At 72.1% G+C, this 21,896-nt stretch carries 19 protein-coding genes; 11 read left to right on the top strand and 8 right to left on the bottom strand.

Features of this window, described 5'->3' with window-relative positions:
* Positions 1–354 precede the first annotated feature (354 nt).
* Positions 355–1,320, top strand: a complete 966-nt coding sequence (locus tag AC27LF_RS43440) for a class I SAM-dependent methyltransferase (protein ID WP_479662019.1) — start codon at positions 355–357, stop codon at positions 1,318–1,320.
* A 64-nt stretch (positions 1,321–1,384) separates the two neighbouring features.
* Here AC27LF_RS43440 and AC27LF_RS43435 read toward each other — a convergent pair whose 3' ends face one another.
* Positions 1,385–2,623, bottom strand: coding sequence for a bifunctional adenosylcobinamide kinase/adenosylcobinamide-phosphate guanylyltransferase (locus AC27LF_RS43435; protein WP_479662018.1), 1,239 nt, complete (start codon positions 2,621–2,623; stop codon positions 1,385–1,387).
* Between the two features lie 232 nt (positions 2,624–2,855).
* On the opposite strand from AC27LF_RS43435, the gene AC27LF_RS43430 reads away from it, so the two are divergent.
* Positions 2,856–3,068, top strand: coding sequence for a hypothetical protein (locus AC27LF_RS43430; RefSeq protein ID WP_351728400.1), 213 nt, complete (start codon positions 2,856–2,858; stop codon positions 3,066–3,068).
* 215 nt (positions 3,069–3,283) lie between these two features.
* Here the strand turns inward: AC27LF_RS43430 and AC27LF_RS43425 are convergent, their stop codons facing one another.
* The 3 genes from AC27LF_RS43425 to AC27LF_RS43415 all read right to left on the bottom strand — a co-directional run bounded on the left by AC27LF_RS43425 (position 3,284) and on the right by AC27LF_RS43415 (position 6,122).
* On the bottom strand, positions 3,284–4,357 hold the full coding sequence (locus AC27LF_RS43425; protein ID WP_479662017.1) for a S1C family serine protease: 1,074 nt from the start codon (positions 4,355–4,357) through the stop codon (positions 3,284–3,286).
* Between the two features lie 293 nt (positions 4,358–4,650).
* A complete protein-coding gene (locus AC27LF_RS43420; protein WP_479662016.1) occupies positions 4,651–5,403 on the bottom strand; it encodes a class I SAM-dependent methyltransferase in 753 nt (250 codons plus the stop codon).
* Between the two features lie 80 nt (positions 5,404–5,483).
* Positions 5,484–6,122, bottom strand: coding sequence for a DUF3043 domain-containing protein (locus AC27LF_RS43415; RefSeq protein ID WP_479662027.1), 639 nt, complete (start codon positions 6,120–6,122; stop codon positions 5,484–5,486).
* Between the two features lie 259 nt (positions 6,123–6,381).
* Between AC27LF_RS43415 and AC27LF_RS43410 the strand changes: the two genes are divergently transcribed.
* From AC27LF_RS43410 to AC27LF_RS43390, 5 genes are all read left to right on the top strand, one after another.
* The gene (locus tag AC27LF_RS43410) at positions 6,382–7,176 is read left to right on the top strand and encodes a PspA/IM30 family protein (RefSeq protein WP_479662015.1); all 795 of its coding nucleotides are present in this window, start codon (positions 6,382–6,384) and stop codon (positions 7,174–7,176) included.
* A gap of 42 nt (positions 7,177–7,218) precedes the next feature.
* Positions 7,219–7,497: a PspA-associated protein PspAA gene (gene pspAA / locus AC27LF_RS43405; RefSeq protein ID WP_479662026.1), complete on the top strand. Its 279-nt coding sequence runs from the start codon at positions 7,219–7,221 to the stop codon at positions 7,495–7,497.
* Between the two features lie 241 nt (positions 7,498–7,738).
* On the top strand, positions 7,739–8,956 hold the full coding sequence (locus AC27LF_RS43400; protein WP_479662014.1) for a sensor histidine kinase: 1,218 nt from the start codon (positions 7,739–7,741) through the stop codon (positions 8,954–8,956).
* The gene (locus tag AC27LF_RS43395; protein WP_479662013.1) at positions 8,953–9,636 is read left to right on the top strand and encodes a response regulator; all 684 of its coding nucleotides are present in this window, start codon (positions 8,953–8,955) and stop codon (positions 9,634–9,636) included. Before AC27LF_RS43400 ends, AC27LF_RS43395 begins: the two co-directional genes overlap by 4 nt.
* A gap of 147 nt (positions 9,637–9,783) precedes the next feature.
* Positions 9,784–12,879 carry an efflux RND transporter permease subunit gene (locus AC27LF_RS43390; RefSeq protein WP_479662012.1) on the top strand — a complete coding sequence of 1,032 codons (3,096 nt, stop codon included), beginning with the start codon at positions 9,784–9,786 and terminating at the stop codon, positions 12,877–12,879.
* A 415-nt stretch (positions 12,880–13,294) separates the two neighbouring features.
* Here AC27LF_RS43390 and nadA read toward each other — a convergent pair whose 3' ends face one another.
* On the bottom strand, positions 13,295–14,479 hold the full coding sequence (nadA, locus tag AC27LF_RS43385; protein WP_479662011.1) for a quinolinate synthase NadA: 1,185 nt from the start codon (positions 14,477–14,479) through the stop codon (positions 13,295–13,297).
* A 263-nt stretch (positions 14,480–14,742) separates the two neighbouring features.
* On the opposite strand from nadA, the gene AC27LF_RS43380 reads away from it, so the two are divergent.
* A complete protein-coding gene (locus AC27LF_RS43380) occupies positions 14,743–15,099 on the top strand; it encodes a HesB/IscA family protein (protein WP_006135694.1) in 357 nt (118 codons plus the stop codon).
* Positions 15,100–15,361: 262 nt separating this feature from the next.
* Here the strand turns inward: AC27LF_RS43380 and AC27LF_RS43375 are convergent, their stop codons facing one another.
* Together AC27LF_RS43375 and AC27LF_RS43370 are read right to left on the bottom strand one after the other, a co-directional pair.
* On the bottom strand, positions 15,362–17,134 hold the full coding sequence (locus AC27LF_RS43375; RefSeq protein WP_479662010.1) for a hypothetical protein: 1,773 nt from the start codon (positions 17,132–17,134) through the stop codon (positions 15,362–15,364).
* 126 nt (positions 17,135–17,260) lie between these two features.
* Complete coding sequence (locus AC27LF_RS43370; RefSeq protein WP_479662009.1) at positions 17,261–17,470, bottom strand: hypothetical protein; 210 nt, start codon at positions 17,468–17,470, stop codon at positions 17,261–17,263.
* Between the two features lie 129 nt (positions 17,471–17,599).
* On the opposite strand from AC27LF_RS43370, the gene AC27LF_RS43365 reads away from it, so the two are divergent.
* Positions 17,600–18,574 (top strand): carbohydrate kinase family protein, encoded by a 975-nt coding sequence (locus tag AC27LF_RS43365; protein ID WP_479662008.1) that lies wholly within the window; start codon positions 17,600–17,602, stop codon positions 18,572–18,574.
* A gap of 130 nt (positions 18,575–18,704) precedes the next feature.
* On the opposite strand, the gene AC27LF_RS43360 is transcribed toward AC27LF_RS43365, so the two are convergent.
* Complete coding sequence (locus AC27LF_RS43360) at positions 18,705–20,090, bottom strand: cysteine desulfurase/sulfurtransferase TusA family protein (RefSeq protein ID WP_479662007.1); 1,386 nt, start codon at positions 20,088–20,090, stop codon at positions 18,705–18,707.
* 452 nt (positions 20,091–20,542) lie between these two features.
* Between AC27LF_RS43360 and ctaC the strand changes: the two genes are divergently transcribed.
* Together ctaC and AC27LF_RS43350 are read left to right on the top strand one after the other, a co-directional pair.
* Complete coding sequence (gene ctaC / locus AC27LF_RS43355; protein ID WP_388715256.1) at positions 20,543–21,502, top strand: aa3-type cytochrome oxidase subunit II; 960 nt, start codon at positions 20,543–20,545, stop codon at positions 21,500–21,502.
* A partial coding sequence (locus AC27LF_RS43350; RefSeq protein WP_487231299.1) for a cbb3-type cytochrome c oxidase subunit I occupies positions 21,499–21,896 on the top strand: 398 nt, incomplete at its 3' end. The genes ctaC and AC27LF_RS43350, both read left to right, overlap by 4 nt.

Here is a 21,896-nt window from a genome sequence, read left to right as displayed (position 1 = left end):
ATCGCTATCCCATACGTTCCGTTTTGCAGCGGATTGTCGTACAGGGAGGCGCGCATGCGACCGGAGCCGTCCAACCAGCCCGAGCCACCCACCCCGACGCCCCCAGGGCCGACCCCTGCGACGCCGGTACAACCTGCGACGCCGGCACAACCGGCGACCCCGACGGAACCGGCGACGCCGGAAGAACCGGCAGAGTCAGCGGAACCGGCAGCTTCGGCAGAACCGGCGCAACCGCCCACCAGGACCGAGCCGCACGCGCAAGCCGCGCCCTCCGCGCGCATCGAGTCCGCTGCCTCCTCGGCCAAGTCCCCCTCGCCTCCGCCGGAGCCCGCTGCCCATCCGGCGGAGGCATCCGTGGTTCCTGTGCCTCGTGGTGCCGCGGCCTTTCATGATCCGCGGCGGCCGGACTGTCCCTGGTGCGGCTCGCGGCGTCTGCGTACCCGGCTGCGCGCGCCCGATCTGCGCCACCGCGCGCCGGGCGTCTTCGTCGTCGAGGAGTGTCACGACTGCGCCCACGTCTTCCAGAACCCGCGCCTTACCCCGCAGGGACTCGCCTTCCACCAGCGGGAGTTCGCCGACGCGCAGGTGCAGCCGCTCGTGGACCGCGTGCGCTCGGCCCGCCGCCACCGCGCCGCGGCCCAGGCCCTGCTCCGCTGCCCCGGCTTCCCCGAACCGGAGAGCTGGCTGGACGTCGGCACCGGCCACGCCCGCTTCCCGGAAGCCGCCCGCGATCTGTTCCCCTACACGGCGTTCGACGGCCTCGACAGCACCCCGCGGGTGCTCAGGGCCCGCGCGGCGGGCCGGATCGAGGAGGCGTACGTCGGCCGGCTGGCCGATCCGCACCTCACCGATCGCCTGCGCGCCCGCTACGACGTGGTCAGCATGTTCCACCACCTGGAGCACGCGCCCGACCCGCGCGACGAACTCCGTGCCGCCCTGACCGTCCTGCGCCCCGGCGGCCACCTCGTCCTCGACGTCCCGGACCCGGCCAGCGGATTCGCCGCCCTGCTCGGCAAGTGGTGGCTCCCGCACGGCCAGCCCCGCCACGCCCACCTGATGCCGCTGGACAACCTCCGTACGGAACTCCGGGCCCGAGGCTGCACCATCGTCGCGACCGACCGCCGCGCCGCGCACACCCCCTACGACCTGTCCGCCGCCCTGACCCTCGTCCTCGCCCACACCCTGCCCGGACGCCTGCTCCGGGCGACCGTCCCGCTGGTGGCCGCGGCGGTCGCCCTGGACCGCGGCCTGGCCCCGCTGCTGCGCCGCACCCGCTTCTCGAACGCGTACCGCGTCATCGCCCGCAAGGAGACCGCCTGACGAGGCACCGGCCGACGCGGCAGGGCCGCGCCCGGGGCCCGCGCACCCGGGCCCGCACCCGGTCTCAGCCGCGCAGCACCAGCGCCTGGCCGGCCACCACCAGCAGCACCTGCTCGCACTCGCCCGCGAACGCCGCGTTCAACCGGCCCAGTTCGTCCCGGTAGCGGCGCCCGGACGCCGTCGCGGGCACGATCCCGGACCCCACCTCGTTGGACACGGCGACGAGCGTGCGCCGCGTGGCCCGCACCGCCGCCGTCAACTCCCGTACCCGCTCCCGCAGGGCCCGCTCACCGCCGGACGCCCACTCGGCGTCGTCCCACGCCCCGACCGCGTCCATCGCGTCGGTCAGCCACAGCGACAGGCAGTCGATCAGCAGCGGCGGCCCGTCCTTCGCGAGCAGCGGTACGAGATCGCAGGTCTCCGCCGTGCGCCAGGACCCGGGGCGCCGCTCCCGGTGCGCCGCCACCCGGGCGGCCCACTCGGTGTCCCCGTTGCGGGAGCCGCCCGTGGCCACGTACAGCACGTCCGGGAAGGACTCCAGCCGCCGCTCGGCCTCCACCGACTTCCCGGAGCGCGCCCCGCCGAGAACCAGCGTCCTGCGCGGCACGCCCGGCCCCGCGGGCCGCCCCGCCGACACCGCCGAGGCGTCCTGAGGGCTCCCCACCGTCAGCGTCGTCCCGTCCGGCACCGCGCGGGCGCCCGCCGCGGCCAGCCGCCGGCCTGCCTCGGCGCCCGGCGGCACGTCGTGGTCCAGGTGCACGGCGACCACGTCCGTCCTCGGCCCGGCCGCGCCCACCGCGCGCAGCCTGGCCAGCGCGTCCGGCCGCCCCACGACGTCCAGGAGCACCAGGTCGTACGCCGCCGCCGGCTCCGCGCCCCGCGCAAGGCCCGCAGGCGCACTGCCCGGCGGCAGATACAGCAGCCGCTGCCCGCCCGGCCCGGTCACCGCGTACCCGGTGCCGCCCGCGTCCATCGCCAGCGCCCGCACCCGATGCCCCGTCAGCAGCGTCAACTCCCGTCCGTCCGGCACCCGTACGGGCTGCGGCAGCCCGGCCGGCACCTCCACCGCGGGCCCGTCGTGCGGATGCGACAGCAGGACCTGCCGTACGCCGCTCAGCGCATGCCCCGCCCGCGCCACGGCCCATGCCACGCCCGGTGTCAGGTCGAGCAGCAGCACGCCGTCCACGAGCACCGCGGTGGCCGCCCGCGCGTCACCGCCGAGCGCCGTCGCACACGCCGCGCAGGGACAGTCGGGGCGGGGCAGCCCCGCCGGGGCTCCGGTACCGAGCACAGTCACGTCCACGGACCGATTTTCACCTGCCGCCGCAGGTCTCGCGCATCCGACCTCAGCAGGTCCAGTGAAGTCCGCTGCGCCCCGAAGGGGCGCGGGGAACTGCGCGACCAGCCACAACGGCGCCGCGGACGACCGACGGCATATCGCGGCATTTCCAGCGGAGCGCTTAGGCTGCGGGCCGGAGCCGGACCAGGATCCGGCTCCGGCTCTGCTCTGCATGTGCTGACATCAGGAGGCGTACATGGCGGCATGGACGTGGCGGTTCGAGAAGGCCGACGGGACGGAGGTCCAGCCGGCGGTGCAGCCCGAGGAGTTCACCACGCAGGGTGACGCCGAGTCCTGGATCGGCGAGCACTGGAAGGACCTGCTCGCGGGCGGCGCCGACCAGGTGTGGCTGTTCGAGGACGGCACGGAGATCTACGGGCCGATGAGCCTGCACGCCGCCGACGCGTAACCGGCCCCGGCCGGGGTGGCCGCCCGTGCGGCCACCCCGTACGCACCGCACGCCCGGCGACACATGCCGCCGTCCGCACACTGCCCGCGCGCCGTCACGACGGCTCGCCCGCGCACGGCCGGCGCGGTGTCATGGCCGCCGTTCGCTCACTGCCCGCGCGGCGTCACGGCGGCCCGTCTGCGCACGGCCGGCGCGGTGTCATGGCCGCCGTTCGCTCACTGCTCGCCCAGCGTCACGTTCACCGTCTGCTCGGTGCCGTCGCGGGTGAACGTCACCGTCGTCCGCTGCCCCGGCCGGTTCGCCGCCAGCGCCTCGGAGAGCGAGGTGATCGTGGTGATGACGGTGCCGCCGAGCCGGGTGATGACGTCCCCCGGCCGGATACCCGCCTTGTCGGCGGCGCCCCCGCCGGTCACCTCGACCACGGCGACCCCGGCCGGCTGGAAGGCGTCGTCCACGACATCCCGCGCGGTGATGCCGAGCGCCGCCCGCCCCGAGTCGGTGACCCGGCCCTGCTTGACGATCTGCTCGGCGACCGTCTTCACCATCGACGCCGGGATGGCGAACCCGATGCCGGGCGCCGCGCTGCCCCCGAGGGCGGGGTCGGCGGCGGCGAGCGTCGGGATGCCGATGACCTGCCCGTCGAGGTTGACCAGCGCGCCCCCGCTGTTGCCCGGGTTGATCGCCGCCGACGTCTGCACCATGTTCGCGATGGTGGCCCCCGTGCCACCGCCCGAGCCGCCCTCGCTGACGGTCCGTCCGGTCGCCGACACGATGCCCTGCGTCACGCTGGACGACAGCCCGAGCGGCGAGCCCATAGCGAGCACGATCTGCCCGACCTCCACCTTGTCGGAGTCCCCGAACCGCGCCGCCCTCAGCCCCTCGGGTACCTGGTCCAGCTTGACGACCGCGAGGTCCTGCTCCGGGTAGGAGTAGACGAGCCGGGCGGTCAGCGGTGTCTCGCTGTTGGCGATGGTCACCCGGAAGGTCTTCTCGGTGCCCACCACGTGCGCGTTGGTGACGATGTGCCCGTTGTCGTCGTACACCACCCCCGAGCCCAGGTCCCGGGTGCCGCGGATCTGCACCACCGACGGCAGTACGTCCTTGATCACCCGCTGGTAGTCGCTCTGCAGGCTGTTGCCGCTCAGCGGGACCGCCGCCGGCGCGGTGGTCGCGGCCCGTTCGGCCCGCGGATCGGAGTCGGTGCAGCCGGTGACGAGTACGGCGGACCATGCGAGCGCGACGAGGTGGGCGACGGCCCGCGAGGCAGGGGTACGACGGGAAGCGTCCATGGCCTGAGTCTCGCTGGGGGCCTCAGCGGGGGTCCTGCGGAGCGCGGCCGAAAGGGGGTGCGGGTGGGCTGTGCGTGTGCGGGTGGGTTGTGGTTGAGCGCGCAGTTCCCCGCGCCCCTGGGTGGGCCGGCCCTGGGGTGTGGTTATGGGGTGCTGTGGGCTGTGGGGGCGCCGTGGGGGTCTGGGTGGTGTGGGCGTGTGCGGGGGGGGGGGGTGTGGCTTGTCGCGCAGTTCCCCGCGCCCCTGGTGGGCTGGTGCTGGGGTGTGATGGTGAGGTGCTGGTGGGGGGTGTGTCAGCCTCTTACGCCGCATAGGTGTAGTAGTGCTGCCACTCCGCGGTACGGGTCTGTTCGGCCGGCCCGTTCCTCGGCTGCGAGCTGCGGTGGGGTGACCGTGGCCGGGTCCGCGTCGTCCGGCCCCGGGATCGCGTCCGTGTCCGTGTCCGTGAAGACCCCGACCCCGTACCAGGCGTGCAGCGGCGCCCCGATCCCGGCCAGCGTCGCGGTCAGCGCGGTCAACCGGTCGGCCCGTACCTCCGGGCCCGGCCGGTCCGCGGGCCCCGCCTCCCCGTCCCCGCGGGACGACGGCCGGGACGCGGCGTCGAACGCGGCGAGCGCCGCCGCCCAGTCCCCGGCGAGCCCCGGCCGCATCGCCGGCGCGTCCCCGTTGTGCACCACCAGCGACAGCAGACCGCCCGGCGCGAGCATCCGGGCAAGACCCGCCAGCAGCGGGTCAGGCTCCTCGACACGCGTCAGCACCTCGTGGCACAGCACCACGTCGAAGCTGCCCGGCAGAAAGTGCACTCCCGTGTCCCGGCCGTCCCCCTGCACGATCCGCAGCCGCTCCCGGATCCCCTCGGGCTCCGCGGTCAGCGCCTCGCGGGCCGTCGAGATCAGCGCCGGTTCCTGCTCGACACCGGTCACCTGATGACCGGCCCGGGCCAGCCGCAGCGCCCGCGCGCCCCGCCCCATCCCCACGTCGAGCACCCGCAGCCGCTGCCCGACCGGGAACCGCCCGACTATCTGCTCGTCGAGCTGGCGGGCCACCAGCTCCTGCCGTACGACAGCACGCGGCCCGACCGAGCCCGGCCGGGCCTGCGCCGCGTCCTCGGGGAAAGAAGCTGCGCTCAGGGCCGCTCTCCACGCTTGACCTGGGGCTTGGGCAGCCGCAGCCGGCGCATCTGCAGGGAGCGCATCAGCGCGTAGGCGACGGCACCCCGGCGGTTCTGATCGGGGAAGCGTTCGCCGAGCCGCTTGCGCAGCCGGAAGCCGCTGAGGAGCGAGTCGAGCACGATCAGCACGATCACGACCAGCCACAGCAGCAGCGCGATGCTCTGCAGCGCGGGCACCCGCACCACGCTCAGCACCAGGATCACCACGGCCAGCGGCAGGAAGAACTCCGCGATGTTGAAGCGCGAGTCCACCCAGTCCCGTGCGAACTTGCGGACCGGCCCCTTGTCCCGGGCCGGCAGATAGCGCTCGTCGCCGCCGGCCAGCGCCTGACGCTGCCGCTCCAACTGGGCACGGCGCTCGTCGCGCTGCCGCTTGGCGGCGTCCTTGCGCGTCATCGGCGTATTGGCGACGCTGCGGCGCTGGGACTGCGCCTCACTCCGTTTCGGGGTGGGGCGGCCCTTGGGGGCCTGCGGGTCGCGGGGCTGCTTGGAGTCGGTCACCGTCGCCTTGGCGGCGGACGGGGCCTTCTCTTCCTTGGCACGGCTACGGAACACGAAACCCAAGGGTACGGGGTGGCGAGGAGTGGGCCCCAGCCAGGCGGGGAACGATCCGGCAACACCAGTCGTCTGTAAGGGGACAGAGGGGACGTTGCGCACGGTTCATCCGGCGGTCACCCGGGAGGCCACCAGGGGGGCCACCTACTCCCTACGCCGGACCGGGAGCGTACGCAGTCGTCCTTGGGGATGAGCGCATCCGTCCCCGAACAGTGCGGTAATGGAGGCAGGGCCCGTACTGTGGGTTCTGTTGCAGATCTGTGAGCTGGAGTCCGTCAGAAGGGGGCGCGCGAAGCCCATGAGCGGTGTCATGAAGCGTATGGGGATGATCTTCCGCGCGAAGGCGAACAAGGCCCTTGACCGGGCCGAGGACCCGCGCGAAACCCTCGATTACTCGTACCAGAAGCAGCTGGAACTGCTCCAGAAGGTCCGCCGCGGCGTCGCCGACGTGGCGACCTCGCGCAAGCGGCTGGAACTCCAGCTGAACCAGTTGCAGCAGCAGTCCTCCAAGCTGGAGGACCAGGGCCGCAAGGCGCTCGCGCTGGGCCGTGAGGACCTGGCCCGTGAGGCGCTGTCCCGCCGCGCGGCGCTCCAGCAGCAGGTGACGGACCTTGAGACGCAGCACGCGACGCTCCAGGGCGAGGAGGAGAAGCTCACCCTGGCCGCACAGCGCCTCCAGGCCAAGGTCGACGCCTTCCGCACCAAGAAGGAGACGATCAAGGCGACGTACACCGCGGCCCAGGCCCAGACCCGGATCGGCGAGGCGTTCACCGGCATCTCCGAGGAGATGGGCGACGTCGGCCTGGCCATCCAGCGGGCCGAGGACAAGACCGCCCAGCTCCAGGCGCGGGCCGGCGCGATCGACGAACTGCTGGCCTCGGGTGCCCTGGACGACCCCTCCGGCATGGCCAAGGACGACATCCAGGCCGAGCTGGACCGCCTCTCCGGGGGTACGGATGTGGAGCTGGAACTCCAGCGCATGAAGGCGGAGCTGGCCTCGGGCTCGCCCCAGCAGGCGATCGAGGGCGGCACGGGTCAGCAGCAGCAGTCCCAGCAGCAGCCGCGGGACACTCCGCGCTTCGACAAGCAGTAGGGAAGCAGTAGCGCCGACGGCCAGGAGGGCGAGGTGGCGGACATGATCGTACGGATCATGGGGGAGGGACAGGTGAGGCTGGCGGACGGCCACCTCGCCGAGCTGAACAAGCTGGACGACGAACTCCTGGCCGAGATGGAGAACGGCGACGGCCCCGGCTTCCGCCGCACCCTCCAGGCCCTCCTCGACAGGGTCCACGACCTGGGCGAACCAGTACCCGACGACTCCCTGCAACCGTCCGACCTCATCCTCCCGTCCCCCGACGCAACCCTGGACCAGGTCCAAGCCCTCCTGAAATCCAACGGCCTAATCCCAGACTGACCCCCACCCCAGCCAACCAAGTCCAAGGGGCGCGGGGAACTGCGCGCTCAGCCCCCACACCCGCACAGGCCCCGCACCGCAACCCCGTGACCTCTGGGGCAATGGGCAGGGCCAGCCCACCCAGGGGCGCGGGGAACTGCGCGCTCAACCACAACGCACCCGCACCGGTCCACACCCCCGCACCCCCACGGCGCTGATCCGCCCCAGCCCCGCAGGGCCACGCAGGGCTACCCTGCACCACGTGAGCAGACTGCAACGCGCCCGGTGCCGGCTCACGGCCCACCCCTTCGCGCTGGACACGGCCATCGCCGCAGGCGCCCTGGTGTGCATGGTGGTCGGCTCCTTCGCCGACCCCGGCGCAGAGCACGGCGTCAGCTGGGGCGTCCGCACCCCCGACCCGCTCAGCCTCGTCCTGATGACCCTCGGCGCCGCCGCCCTCGTCTTCCGGCGCAGCGCCCCCAAGGCGGTCCTCGCCGTCACCGGCACCGCCTCCCTGGTGGAGAGCGTCACCGGAGACCCGCGCGCCCCGGTCGCGATGTGTGCCGTGATCGCGCTCTACACGGTCGCCGCGACCACCGACCGCGCCACCACCTTGCGCGTCGGCCTGCTCACCATGACCGTGCTGATGGGCGCTGCCATGCTGGCAGGCCCGCTGCCCTGGTACGCCCAGGAGAACCTGGCGATCATCGCCTGGACCGGCATCGGCGCCACCGCGGGCGACGCGGTCCGCAGCCGCCGTGCCGTGGTCCGGGCCATCCGGGAACGCGCGGACCGGGCCGAACGCACCCGCGAGGAGGAGGCCCGGCGCCGCGTCGCCGAGGAACGCCTGCGCATCGCCCGCGATCTGCATGACGTCGTCGCCCACCACATCGCCCTGGTCAATGTGCAGGCCGGGGTCGCCGCCCATGTCATGGACAAGCGCCCGGACCAGGCGAAGGAGGCCCTGGCCCATGTGCGGGAGGCCAGCCGGTCCGCGCTCAACGAACTCCGCGCCACCGTGGGCCTGCTGCGCCAGACCGGGGACCCCGAGGCCCCCACGGAGCCCGCCCCCGGCCTCAGCCGCCTCGATGAACTCGCCGGTACCTTCCGCAACGCCGGCCTCCCGGTGGAGGTCGCCCACGCCGACCAGGGCGAGGCCCTGCCCGCCGCCGTGGACCTGGCCGCCTACCGGATCATCCAGGAGGCCCTGACGAACGTGCAGAAGCACGCGGGCCCGGACGCCAGCGCCGAGGTCAGCGTCGTACGGGTGGGCCCGCTCGTCGAGGTCACCGTCCTCGACGACGGCACGGCGGTGGACGGTGCCACGGCCGGCGGCGGGCACGGGCTGCTCGGCATGCGGGAGCGGGTCACCGCCCTCGGCGGCAGCCTCACCACCGGTCCCCGGTACGGGGGCGGCTTCCGTGTCCATGCGATCCTGCCCGTCAAGACCCGCACCGCCGCCACGGGGGAGCCCGCATGACGATCCGTGTCCTGCTCGCCGACGACCAGGCACTGCTGCGCAGCGCCTTCCGCGTGCTCGTCGACTCCGAGCCCGACATGGAGGTGGTGGGGGAGGCGTCCGACGGCGCGGAAGCGGTGCGGCTGACCCGGGAGCGGCGGGCGGACGTCGTCCTCATGGACATCCGGATGCCCGGCACCGACGGACTTCAGGCCACCCGTCTGATCAGCGCCGATCCCACCCTGGCCCATGTCCGCGTGGTCATCCTGACCACCTTCGAGGTCGACGACTACGTGGTGCAGGCGCTGCGCGCGGGCGCCTCCGGCTTCCTCGGCAAGGGCTCCGAACCGGAGGAACTGCTCGCCGCGATCCGGGTCGCGGCGGGCGGCGAGGCGCTGCTGTCCCCGACGGCCACCAAGGGCCTGATCGCCCGCTTCCTCGCCCAAGGCGACGCGGCGGACGACGGCCGCGACCCCGCGCGCTCCGACCGGCTCGACGCGCTCACCGGACGGGAGCGCGAGGTCCTGGTCCAGGTCGCCGGCGGCCACTCCAACGACGAGATAGCCGAGCGCCTTGAGGTCAGCCCGCTGACCGTGAAGACCCATGTGAACCGGGCCATGGCCAAGCTCGGTGCGCGGGACCGCGCCCAGCTGGTGGTCATCGCCTACGAGTCGGGGTTGGTACGTCCAAGGATGGACTGACCTCCACCCGGGCGTACTGCGGCCGGAGTATGACCCCGATAAGGAAATGGACCTGGGGCCGACGGATCGGCCCTCGCGCATGGACCAGGGTGGTGACGTGGGCGCTCACACGCCCTTCTGCCGCTCACAGAAGAGAGACCCTGACCCATGTCCTGGCTGTCCAGATTCAGCCTCGCGCAACGGGCCCTGATCGGGCTGATGTCCATCATCGCGATCGTCTTCGGGGCGATCGCGATACCGCAGATCAAGCAGCAGCTGCTGCCCACCATCGAACTGCCGATGGTGTCGGTCCTCGCGCCCTACCAGGGCGCGTCCCCCGACGTCGTCGAGAAGCAGGTCATCGAACCCCTCGAAGACAACCTCGAAGCCGTCGACGGCATCACCGGCGTCACCTCCACGGCCAGCGAGGGCAGCGCCGTGATCATGGCGTCCTTCGACTACGGCAACGACACCAAGCGGCTCGTCACCGACGTCCAGCAGGCCGTCAACCGGGCACGCGCCCAGCTCCCGGACGGCGTCGACCCGCAGGTCATCTCCGGGTCCACCGACGACATCCCGACCGTGGTGCTCGCCGTCACCTCGGACAAGGACCAGCAGGCCCTCGCCGACCAGCTCGACAAGACGGTCGTCCCGGACCTGAAGGGCATCGACGGCGTCGGCCGGGTCCAGGTCGACGGCGTACGGGACCTCCAGGTCACCGTGACGCCCGACGACAAGAAGCTGGCCGAGGCGGGCCTCACCCCCGCCGCCCTCGTCCCGGCGCTCCAGGCGGGCGGCGCCACCGTCCCGGCCGGTTCCTTCGACGAGGGCGGCGCCAACCGCACCGTCCAGGTCGGCGGCGGCCTCACCTCGCTCGCGCAGATCCAGGACCTGAGGGTCACCGGGGAGGGCGGCGGCAAGCCGGTCCGCCTCGGCGACGTGGCCACGGTCAAGGAGCAGCCGGCCCCGGCCGACTCCATCACCCGCACCGACGGCCGCCCGAGCCTCGCCGTGAACGTCACCATGGACCACGACGGCAGCGCGGTCTCCATCTCGAACGCGGTCAAGGACAAGCTGCCCGAGCTGCGCAAGGACCTCGGCTCCGGTACGGAGATCACGGTCGTCAGCGACCAGGGCCCGGCGGTCTCGAAGTCCATCAAGGGCCTGACCACCGAGGGCGCCCTGGGCCTGCTCTTCGCGGTCCTCGTCATCCTGGTGTTCCTGGCGTCGGTGCGTTCGACGCTGGTGACGGCGGTGAGCATCCCGCTCTCGGTCGTCCTCGCCCTGATCGTCCTGTGGACGCGCGACCTGTCCCTGAACATGCTCACGCTGGGCGCGCTGACCATCGCGATCGGCCGGGTCGTCGACGACTCGATCGTCGTCCTGGAGAACATCAAACGGCACCTCGGCTACGGCGAGGAGCGCGAGGCGGCGATCCTGGGCGCCGTCCGCGAGGTGGCCGGCGCGGTCACCTCCTCCACCCTCACCACGGTCGCCGTCTTCCTGCCGATCGGGCTGGTCGGCGGCATGGTGGGCGCCCTGTTCGGCTCGTTCAGCCTGACGGTGACCGCCGCGCTGCTGGCGTCCCTGCTGGTGTCGCTGACGGTCGTCCCGGTCCTGTCGTACTGGTTCCTGCGCGCGCCGAAGGGCACCCCCGAGGACGCGGAGCAGGCCCGCAGGCAGGCGGAGGAGAAGGAGGCGAACAGCCGCCTCCAGCGCCTCTACGTCCCGGTGCTGCGGTTCGCCACCCGCCGCCGCTTCCTCAGCGTCGTGATCGCCGTGGTGGTGCTGCTCGGCACCTTCGGCATGGCCCCGCTGCTGAAGACGAACTTCTTCGACCAGGGCGAGCAGCAGGTTCTCAGCATCAAGCAGGAGCTGAAGCCCGGCACCAGCCTGGCGGCCACCGACGAGCAGGCCCGCCGGGTGGAGAAGCTGCTCGGCGACACCAAGGGCGTCAAGGACTACCAGGTCACGATCGGCTCGTCCGGCTTCATGGCGGCCTTCGGCGGCGGCACCGACACCAACCAGGCGTCGTACCAGGTGATGCTGGAGGACTCCGCGTCCTACGACGACGTGCAGACGCACATCGAGGACGGCCTGGCCGAGCTGAAGGGCATCGGCACCACCACGGTGTCCGCCGGTGACGGCTTCGGCAGCCAGGACCTGAGCGTCGTCGTGAAGGCGGCCGACGGGGACGTGCTGCGCACGGCGGCGGAGCAGGTGCGCAAGACCGTGGCCGGGCTCGACCACGTCACCGACGTGACCAGCGACCTGGCGCAGAGCGTGCCGCGCATCTCCGTCAAGGCGAACGCGAAGGCGGCCACGGCCGGCTTCAACGACCAGACGCTGGGCGCCGCGGTGGCCCAGGCGGTCAAGGGCACGACGGCCGGCAAGGCCACCCTGGACGACACCGAACGCGACATCGTGGTCAGGTCGGCCAAGCCGGCCGAGACGCTGGCGCAGCTGCGCGCGCTGAACCTGGGCGCGGTCAAGCTCGGCGACATCGCGGCGGTGAAGCTGGTGGACGGCCCGGTGTCGATGACCCGGATCGACGGCCAGCGCGCGGCGACCATCACCGCGCGGCCGACGGGTGACAACACCGGTGCGGTGAGCACCAAGCTGCAGTCCGAGATCAACGCGCTGAAGCTCCCTGCGGGGGCGACGGCGGAGATCGGCGGCGTCAGCTCCGATCAGGACAGCGCGTTCAAGAACCTGGGCCTGGCGATGCTCGCGGCGATCGCGATCGTCTTCATGCTGCTGGTGGCGACGTTCCGGTCGCTGGCCCAGCCGCTGATCCTGCTGGTGTCCATCCCGTTCGCGGCGACCGGCGCCATCGGTCTGCTCGTCGTCACCGGTACGCCGATGGGCGTCCCCGCGATGATCGGCATGCTGATGCTGATCGGCATCGTGGTGACGAACGCGATCGTGCTGATCGACCTGATCAACCAGTACCGGCGGCAGGGGTACGGCGTCGTCGAGGCCGTGGTGGAGGGCGGCCGGCACCGGCTCCGCCCGATCCTGATGACGGCCCTGGCGACGATCTTCGCCCTGCTGCCGATGGCGCTCGGCGTCACCGGCGAGGGCGGCTTCATCGCCCAGCCGCTCGCGGTGGTGGTGATCGGCGGTCTGATCACGTCGACGCTGCTGACGCTGCTGCTGGTCCCGACGCTGTACGCGATGCTCGAACTCCGCAAGGAGCGCCGCGCAAAGAAACGAGCGGCAAAGCGAGCGGCCCCAGAGGTACGGGAGCCGGTGGGCGTCTAGACCCGCGGGGGTGCAGCGCCTCGGTCGGGTGCGGGACCAGCCGCTACGCGGCGGCCAGTCCCCACCCACCCATAAAACACACGCCGAGCCCCGGCCCGCCCACCCCGGCGACCGGGGCCTCGGCACATTCAAGCCCCACCGAAACGTCGGGGAACTGCGCGCCAAGCCACACCGCACCCGCACAGGCCAGCTCACCTCAGGGCCAGCCCACCCAGGGGCGCGGGGAACTGCGCGACAAGCCACAACGCTGCCGCACCGGTCCACGCTCCCGCACCCCCACGGCGCTGAGCCCCCAAACCCACCGCCACTCCACAGTCACGGGTCAGGGCCAGCCAACTCAGGGGCGCGGGGAACTGCGCGACAAGCCACAACGCTGCACCGGTCCACGCTCCCGCACCCCCACCCCGGCCAAGCCCTACGGCAGTGCCAGCATCCGGTCCAACGCAAGCCGCGCGTACCGTTCCGTCTCCTCATCCACCTCGATGCGGTTGACAAGGTTCCCCTCGGCAAGCGACTCCAGCGCCCACACGAGATGCGGCAGATCGATCCGGTTCATGGTCGAGCAGAAGCACACCGTACGGTCCAGGAACACAATCTCCTTGCCCTCCGGAGCGAAACGGTTCGCCAGCCGCCGCACCAGATTCAGCTCCGTACCGACGGCCCACTTGGACCCGGCGGGAGCGGCCTCAAGTGCCTTGATGATGTACTCGGTGGAGCCGACCTGATCCGCCGCGGCCACCACCTCGTGCCGGCACTCCGGGTGGACCAGCACATTGACCCCCGGTATCCGTTCCCGCACCTCGTTGACCGACTCCAGGCTGAAGCGGCCGTGCACGGAGCAGTGCCCGCGCCACAGGATCATCCGCGCGTCGCGCAGTTCCTGAGCCGTCAGCCCGCCGTTCGGCTTGTGCGGGTTGTAGACGACGCAGTCCTCCAGGGACATGCCCAGCTCCCGCACCGCGGTGTTGCGGCCGAGGTGCTGGTCGGGCAGGAAGAGCACCTTCTCGCCCTGCTGGAAGGCCCACTCCAGGGCCCGCCGCGCGTTCGAGGACGTGCAGATCGTGCCGCCGTGCCGCCCGGTGAAGGCTTTGATGTCGGCGGATGAGTTCATGTACGAGACGGGCACGACCCGCTCGGCGATCCCGGCCTCGGTGAGCACGTCCCAGCACTCCGCCACCTGTTCGGCGGTGGCCATGTCGGCCATGGAGCAGCCGGCGGCGAGGTCGGGCAGCACGACCTTCTGGTCGGCGCCGGTCAGGATGTCCGCGGACTCCGCCATGAAGTGCACACCGCAGAAGACGATGTACTCGGCTTCCGGGCGGGCCGCCGCGTCCCGGGCCAGCTTGAAGGAGTCGCCCGTGACATCGGCGAACTGGATGACCTCGTCGCGCTGGTAGTGGTGGCCGAGCACGAAGACCTTGTGCCCGAGCTTCTCCTTGGCCGCCCGTGCGCGCTCGACCAGGTCGGGGTCGGAGGGCGAGGGCAGTTCGCCGGGACACTCGACGCCGCGTTCGCTCCTCGGGTCGGCCTCACGGCCGAGGAGCAGCAGGGCGAGGGGGCTCGGCTGTACGTCGAGTTCCGGGGTCTGGGCGGTGGTCACGACACGCACCCTTTCTATTTTTCGTCAACCTGACGCTATCTATCATAACCGCTTCACGTCACTTTGACGATGGCGATAGCGTCCATGTGACGTGAATCCCGGCCGGGTCATCCACAGGCCGCTGTCCGCGCGCACGGGCGTGTGCGAGCATGAATCCAGAGGAAAAAACGCGACAACGCGAATGCCCGGCCCGGAATGAATCCGCGGACCCGCCGGTTGCACTCGTCGGCAAGCAGTCTCCGTACAACCCGGGAGAGATGTAGATGTCCGTATCGGACGAGACCACCACCGTCACCGACGGCATCATCCTGACCGACGCCGCCGCGTCCAAGGTCAAGGCCCTGCTCGACCAGGAAGGCCGTGACGATCTCGCGCTGCGCGTGGCCGTCCAGCCCGGCGGCTGCTCGGGCCTGCGCTACCAGCTCTTCTTCGACGAGCGCTCCCTCGACGGGGACGTGGAGAAGGACTTCGGCGGGGTCAAGGTCGTCACCGACCGGATGAGCGCTCCGTACCTCGGTGGCGCCACCATCGACTTCGTGGACACGATCGAGAAGCAGGGCTTCACGATCGACAACCCGAACGCGACCGGCTCCTGCGCCTGCGGCGACTCCTTCAGCTGAGCCACACGAAGGCGGCGGCCCCCCGAGCGAGGTGCCGCCGCCTCGGTGTGTGCTCCCGACCCACACCCACCGCCACGTCACCATCACGCCCAGGGGCTGGCCCACCCAGGGGCGCGGGGAACCGCGCGCTCAGCCACGACGCACCGGTACGGGCCAGATGACCCGCACCCACGACGCCCGGCCCCCGCCCCCACCGCCACTCCACAGTCATGCCTCAGGGCCGGCCCACCCAGGGGTGCGGGGAAGCCGACCGACAGCGCGCTCACGGCCGTGGCAGCGCTCCGCGCCCGGCCTCCGGGATCGGCTTGCCGTCCTTCCCGACCACGCTTCGGTCACCCAGCGGCGCATCCAACGACACGGTCTTGCGGTACTCCTTGGCGATCAGGATGCAGACCTTGTCCGGCCACGGCTTCTCCGTCACCGTGACCGTCACCCGGTCCGCGCTCTCCTCGGCGGACGCCGTGTAGTCGGCGCACACACCGCCCATGAAGCGCACGGTCAGCTTCGAGTCGTCGGCCGTGTAGCCGTCCACGGTGACGTCCCGCGCCTTCGGCGCGGGTCCCGACTCCGCGGGCGGCGCCGCCGACGGGCCCGCCGCGCCCAGGTACGCGGGGTCCACCGCCGGATACGTCACCGTGAACGTGTCCCGCGCGCCCGCGCCCCGCACCTCGAACAGCCAGGACGGCACCAGCGTCTGCCGCCCCCGGACGGAGTGCGCGGCCAGCCCGAAGACCGCCGAGCTCACGGTCGCCGTGCCCTGTCGCGGCGCGGCCGTCGGCGGCTCGGCCTCGCACGGCTGCTCCAGCCGGTCCTTCAGGGGCACGGGGCCTGCGCAGCCGCCGATGCCCATACGGTGGTCGGTGCCGGGCGCCGCGTTCAACAGGTCCAGTGTCCGCCGCGCGCTCAGCACCGGATAGGTGTCGCCCTTCTCCGGCGCCTTCAGCAGCCCGCTGCCGGCCACCACGTCGCCCTGTCCGCTCACGGTCAGCCCGGTCGTCCAGCCGTACGTGGGCAGGCCGCCGACCACCGGATCGGCGTTCACCATCCGCTGGGCGCCCACCACCTGGCTCGCGTCGATCTTCGCGTCGTCCTGGCCGAGCGCCTTGAGGACCGGTGCCGCCGCCCGCTGTGCCGCGGGCACGCTCACGGGCTCGGCGGCGGGGTCGGCGGGGCCCTGTGCGCAGACGGTGGTGCCCTTGCAGTTGTCGGTGCCGGGTGCGTACCGCTGGAAGGTCCAGTTCCCCGGCGCCTGCCCGGCCACCCGCAGGCTCGGCCCGGCGCCGTCCTTCCCGGAGCCGACCCGCCAGCCCGCCGCGTCGGCCACCGGCTTCCCGTCCACCCCGAGCGCCGCCGCCAGCCGGGCCACCTCGTCCGCGGTGACCTCGCCCGCGGGCCGGTACACCGGTGCCGAGCCGGGCCCTTCGGGCAGGGCGCCGCTCGTCTCGTACGTCACGCCGTACGGAGCGGGCTCACCGGGCGCGATCCCGTTCGTGCCGCCCGACGACGCCGACGAGCCCGCCGACGGCGCCGCGTATCCGTCCAGGGCGAGGCGCGGGGGAGCGCCGCCGGCACCGGACGCCGCGCCCGGACCACCGTCCGCCGCGCCGCCCGCGGTGGCGGCCAGATAGGCCCCGCCACCCCCGGCCAGCAACACGGCCACCGCGACGGACACCACCACGGAAGTCCGCCGCCGCCCACCCCACACGGCCCGCACGCCATGCCCCTCGCCCGCGTTCCCCTGCTCCCGCGTGGTGTCCTGCTCCTGCGGAGTCTCCCGGTTCTCCCCGGCCCCTTGCTCCCGCGCGGCCCCTGGCTTCTCCCCGGTCCCTTCCGTGTCCGCGCCGGAGGTCTCCTGCTCCCGCGCGTTCCCCTGCTCCTCCGCGCTTGCCTGCTTCTCCGCGGTCCCTTGCTCCTCCGCGCTCGCCTGCTTCTCCGCGGTCTCCTTCTCCGGCGCGGTCCTCCCGGCGGTTCCCGCGGCCGCGTCCTCGTCGTCCCGGTCCGGGGTGTCGGGGTTGTCGGGTCGCTCGGTGTTCACCGCATCGCTCCTTGGTGGGTCGTATCCCGCATCCCCTTCCAGGGGACGGCGATGGGACGCGGAACGGGAGCGCGCGGTTCCCACGGGCGCGCGCCGGGACCGGCCGCGCGCCCTCGTGGGGTCGGCTCAGTCGCCGTAGTCCGACATCGCGTCCAGCAGCCGGGCGGAGCGCGGCGGGACGGTCACCCCGTGGATGAGCGACGGCGGCACCGGACGGGCGTCGGCGTCCGGGTGCACCGTCCAGCGCGGAGCCATCCGGGCGCAGTCGCCGCGCAGCGAGGCCAGGTCTCCTTCGAGGTCGGCCGGGGCGGGGGAGTGGACCTTGAGGTTCGTCATGAGGGCACCGTAGAAAGGCCGGAGGGGCGAAGAAGGATCTGCTGTTGGCCATTTTCGTTGACTTCAGCCCCCTGTGCGAACCGGTAGCGTGAACTGTTCACACCGCCTCCCTCCAGGAGAGTCCTCGCCGTGCGCATCGCAGTCACCGGCTCCATCGCCACCGACCACCTCATGACGTTCCCGGGTCGCTTCTCCGACCAGCTCGTCGCGGAACAGCTGCACACCGTCTCGCTCTCGTTCCTGGTCGACAACCTTGACGTCCGCAGGGGCGGTGTCGGCGCGAACATCGCGTTCGGCATGGGGCAGCTCGGCACCCGGCCGATCCTGGTCGGTGCCGCGGGTTCCGACTTCGACGACTACCGCGCCTGGCTGGAGCGGCACGGCGTGGACACGGAGTCCGTGCGCATCTCCGAGACCCTGCACACCGCACGGTTCGTGTGCACCACCGACGCCGACCACAACCAGATCGGCTCCTTCTACACCGGTGCGATGAGCGAGGCGCGGCTCATCGAGCTGAAGACCGTCGCCGACCGGGTCGGCGGCCTCGACCTCGTGCTGATCGGCGCGGACGACCCGGAGGCGATGCTCCGGCACACCGAGGAGTGCCGCTCCCGGGGCATCCCGTTCGCCGCCGACTTCTCCCAGCAGATCGCCCGCATGGACGGGGACGAGATCCGGATACTGCTGGACGGCGCCACGTACCTGTTCTCCAACGCCTACGAGAAGGGCCTCATCGAGACCAAGACCGGCTGGAGCGACCAGGAGATCCTGGACAGGGTCGGCCACCGGGTCACCACCCTCGGCGCCCGCGGCGTCCGCATCGAGCGGGCCGGCGACGAACCGATCGAGGTCGGCTGCCCGGAGGAGGAGCGCAAGGCCGACCCCACCGGCGTGGGCGACGCGTTCCGCGCCGGCTTCCTGTCCGGCCTCGCCTGGGGCGTCTCCCTGGAGCGGGCCGCCCAGGTCGGCTGCATGCTCGCCACCCTCGTCATCGAGACGGTCGGCACCCAGGAGTACCAGCTGCGCCGCGCCCACTTCATGGACCGCTTCACCAAGGCATACGGCCATGACGCGGCGGCCGACGTACAGAGCCGCCTCGCTTGACCAAGCGCTCCGCTGGATGCGCCGCGCTGTGCCGCCGGTCGTGTGCGGCAGCGTCGTGGCTGGTCGCACGGTTCCCCGCGCCCCTTCGGGGCGCCGGCGAACCGCAGCGGACTGACTTCACTGGACCCGCTCAGGCCGCCCGGCGGACCACATAGACCGAGCCGTGGTCCGCCGGTTCCTCGCCGACGTACTCCTGCCCGCGCATCTCGCACCACGCGGGGATGTCCAGCCGGGCCGCCTCGTCGTCCGCGAGCACCCGCACCTCGCCGCCCACCGGCACGTCCCCGATGACCTTCGCCAGCTCGATCACCGGAATCGGGCACCGCTTGCCGAGGGCGTCCACGACGAGCGCCCCGGACCGGGCGGGCTCCGTCACCGGCAGCGGCGCCGGCGCGCCGAACTTCTCCCGCACCCCCGCCACCGCCCCCGGCAGCACCGACAGGAACCGCTCGACCTCCGCCTCCGCCGTCCCCGGCGGCAGCGACACCCGTACGTTCCCCTCGCTGAGCACGCCCATCGCCCGCAGCACATGGCTCGGCGTCAGCGTGCTGCTGGTGCACGACGAGCCGGACGAGACGGAGAAGCCCTCCGCGTCCAGCGCGTGCAGCAGCGTCTCGCCGTCGACGTAGAGACTGGAGAACGTGACGATCCCGGGCAGCCGGCGGTCCGCGTCGCCGACCACCTCCGTGTCCGGCACCGCCTCCGGCACCCGGGTCCTGATCCGCTCCGTGAGATCCCGCAGTCGTACCGCCTCCCGCGCGGCCTCGGCCCGCACCGCCCGCAGCGAGGCCGCCGCGGCCACGATCGCCGGAATGTCCTCGAACCCGGCCGCCCGGCCCGACTCCCGTTCGTCCGTGGGTCCTTGGGCCGCGAACCGTACGCCCTTACGGACCACAAGCAGGCCCACCCCGGGCGGCCCGCCCCACTTGTGGGCGCTGCCCGTCAGCAGCGACCAGCCGCCCTCGACCGGCCCCCACGCCAGCGACTGGGCCGCGTCCACCAGCAGCGGCACCCCGGCCGCCCGGCACGCCTCGGCGACCGCCGCCACCGGCTGCACCGTGCCCACCTCGTGGTTGGCCGACTGCAGACAGGCCAGCGCGGTCTCGGGACGCAGCGCGGCCGCGTACGCCGACGGGTCCACCGCCCCCGATCGGTCGACCCCCACTCGGGTGACCGTGCCGCCGTCCCGCTCGTGGACCTCGGCGGCGTGCAGCACCGAGGAGTGTTCGACGGCTGACACGATCAGGTGGCGACCGGTCCGCCGCCGCCCGGCCAGCGCCCCCGCGATACCGGTGTGCACGGCCCGGGTCCCGGACGAGGTGAACACCAGTTCGTCGGGGCGGCACCCCACCGCCTCCGCCGCGGTCTCCCGCGCGGCGTCGAGCAGCATCCGCGCCCGCCGCCCCTCCCGGTACAGCCGCGCGGGATCGGCCCACCCCTCATCCAACGAGGCCACCAACGCCTGCCGAGCGACAGGATGAAGAGGAACCCCAGAAGCGGCATCGAAGAAACCCATACAGCAACGTTAAACAACACCCTCGCCCCAAAGGGGCGCGAGGAACTGCACGCCAAGCCACAACGCCCCCGCACCCGCCGAACAACCCGAACCCCCGAGCCCCAAGGCGCCACCCCCCTCCCGCACCCACAAACCCACAGCACCACCCCAAAGGGGCGCGGGGAACTGCGCGACAAGCCACAACGCAGCCGCACCCGCCAACCAACCCGAACCCCCGAGCTGAAGGGCGCCCCCAGACCACAGCACCCCGAACTCCAAGGCATCCGCCGGCCACAACACGCCCCCGGCACGACCCGCGGCGCGAAGGGCCCCCTCCCCGCAACCCCCCGGAGGGCGTGGGCTAGGGTTTGGTCCGCATAAACATCCAAACCCCTGCCCGACGCAGGGCGGCGACCGACCAGCGAGAAGGCCGCAGCCGAACCGCGCGGGCGAGACTCTCGGGAAGGCGCTACGTGAGTCCCAACGGCTCCGACCGCTCGCCGCGGCGCCCGATGCGGCGGAAGCTGCTGCAGGCAATGACCGCGGGCCTGGTCCTGGCGACCGCTACCGGTTGCACATACAAGGACTTCCCCCGCCTTGGTATGCCCACCCCGACCACGGAAGAGGCTCCGCGGATCCTCTCGCTGTGGCAGGGCTCCTGGGCTGCCGCGCTCGCCGTCGGCGTGCTGGTGTGGGGCCTGATCCTGTGGAGTGCGATCTTCCACCGGCGCAGCCGGACCAAGGTCGAGGTTCCTCCGCAGACCCGGTACAACATGCCGATCGAGGCCCTGTACACGGTGGTCCCGATCATCATCATCTCGGTGCTCTTCTACTTCACCGCCCGGGACGAGACGAAGCTCCTGGACCTCTCGAAGAAGCCCGACGTCACGGTCAACGTGGTCGGCTTCCAGTGGAGCTGGGGCTTCAACTACATCGAGAGCGTCCCCGGTTCGACCGGCGACGCGAAGACCGACAAGAACCTGGAAGCCATTCCGAGCCGGTTCAAGGACGAGTTCCCGGCGAGCGCCGGCGGTGTCTACGACGTCGGTACGCCGGGCACCCGGAACCCGCAGACCAACAACCCGGGCCCGACGCTGTGGCTTCCGAAGGGCAAGACGGTCCGCTTCGTCCTCACCTCGCGTGACGTCATCCACTCGTTCTGGGTGGTGCCGTTCCTGATGAAGCAGGACGTCATCCCGGGCCACACGAACGCCTTCCAGGTGACCCCCAATCAGGAGGGCACCTTCCTCGGCAAGTGCGCCGAACTCTGCGGCGTCGACCACTCCCGGATGCTGTTCAACGTGAAGGTCGTCTCCCCCGAGCGCTACGAGCAGCACCTCAAGGACCTCGCCAAGAAGGGGCAGACCGGTTACATTCCCGCGGGCATCGCGCAGACGAGCCACGAGAAGAACCGGGAGACGACAAACCTGTGAGCATCCTCAACGAACCCCAGGGTGCCGCGGCAGCTGAAGACTCGTACGAGAACGAGCTGCCGGTCAGGCGCAAGCAGCCCGGCAACGTCGTGGTGAAGTGGCTGACGACCACCGACCACAAGACGATCGGGACGCTGTACCTCGTCACGTCGTTCGCGTTCTTCCTGATCGGCGGCGTGATGGCGCTGATCATGCGCGCCGAGCTGGCCCGGCCTGGTCTGCAGATCATGTCGAACGAGCAGTTCAACCAGGCGTTCACGATGCACGGCACGATCATGCTGCTGATGTTCGCGACGCCGCTGTTCGCCGGCTTCGCGAACTGGATCATGCCGCTGCAGATCGGCGCGCCGGACGTGGCCTTCCCGCGGCTGAACATGTTCGCCTACTGGCTGTA

The sequence above is a fragment of the Streptomyces diversicolor genome, assembly GCF_057537855.1.
This window is presented reverse-complemented; position numbering and strand designations above follow the sequence as displayed.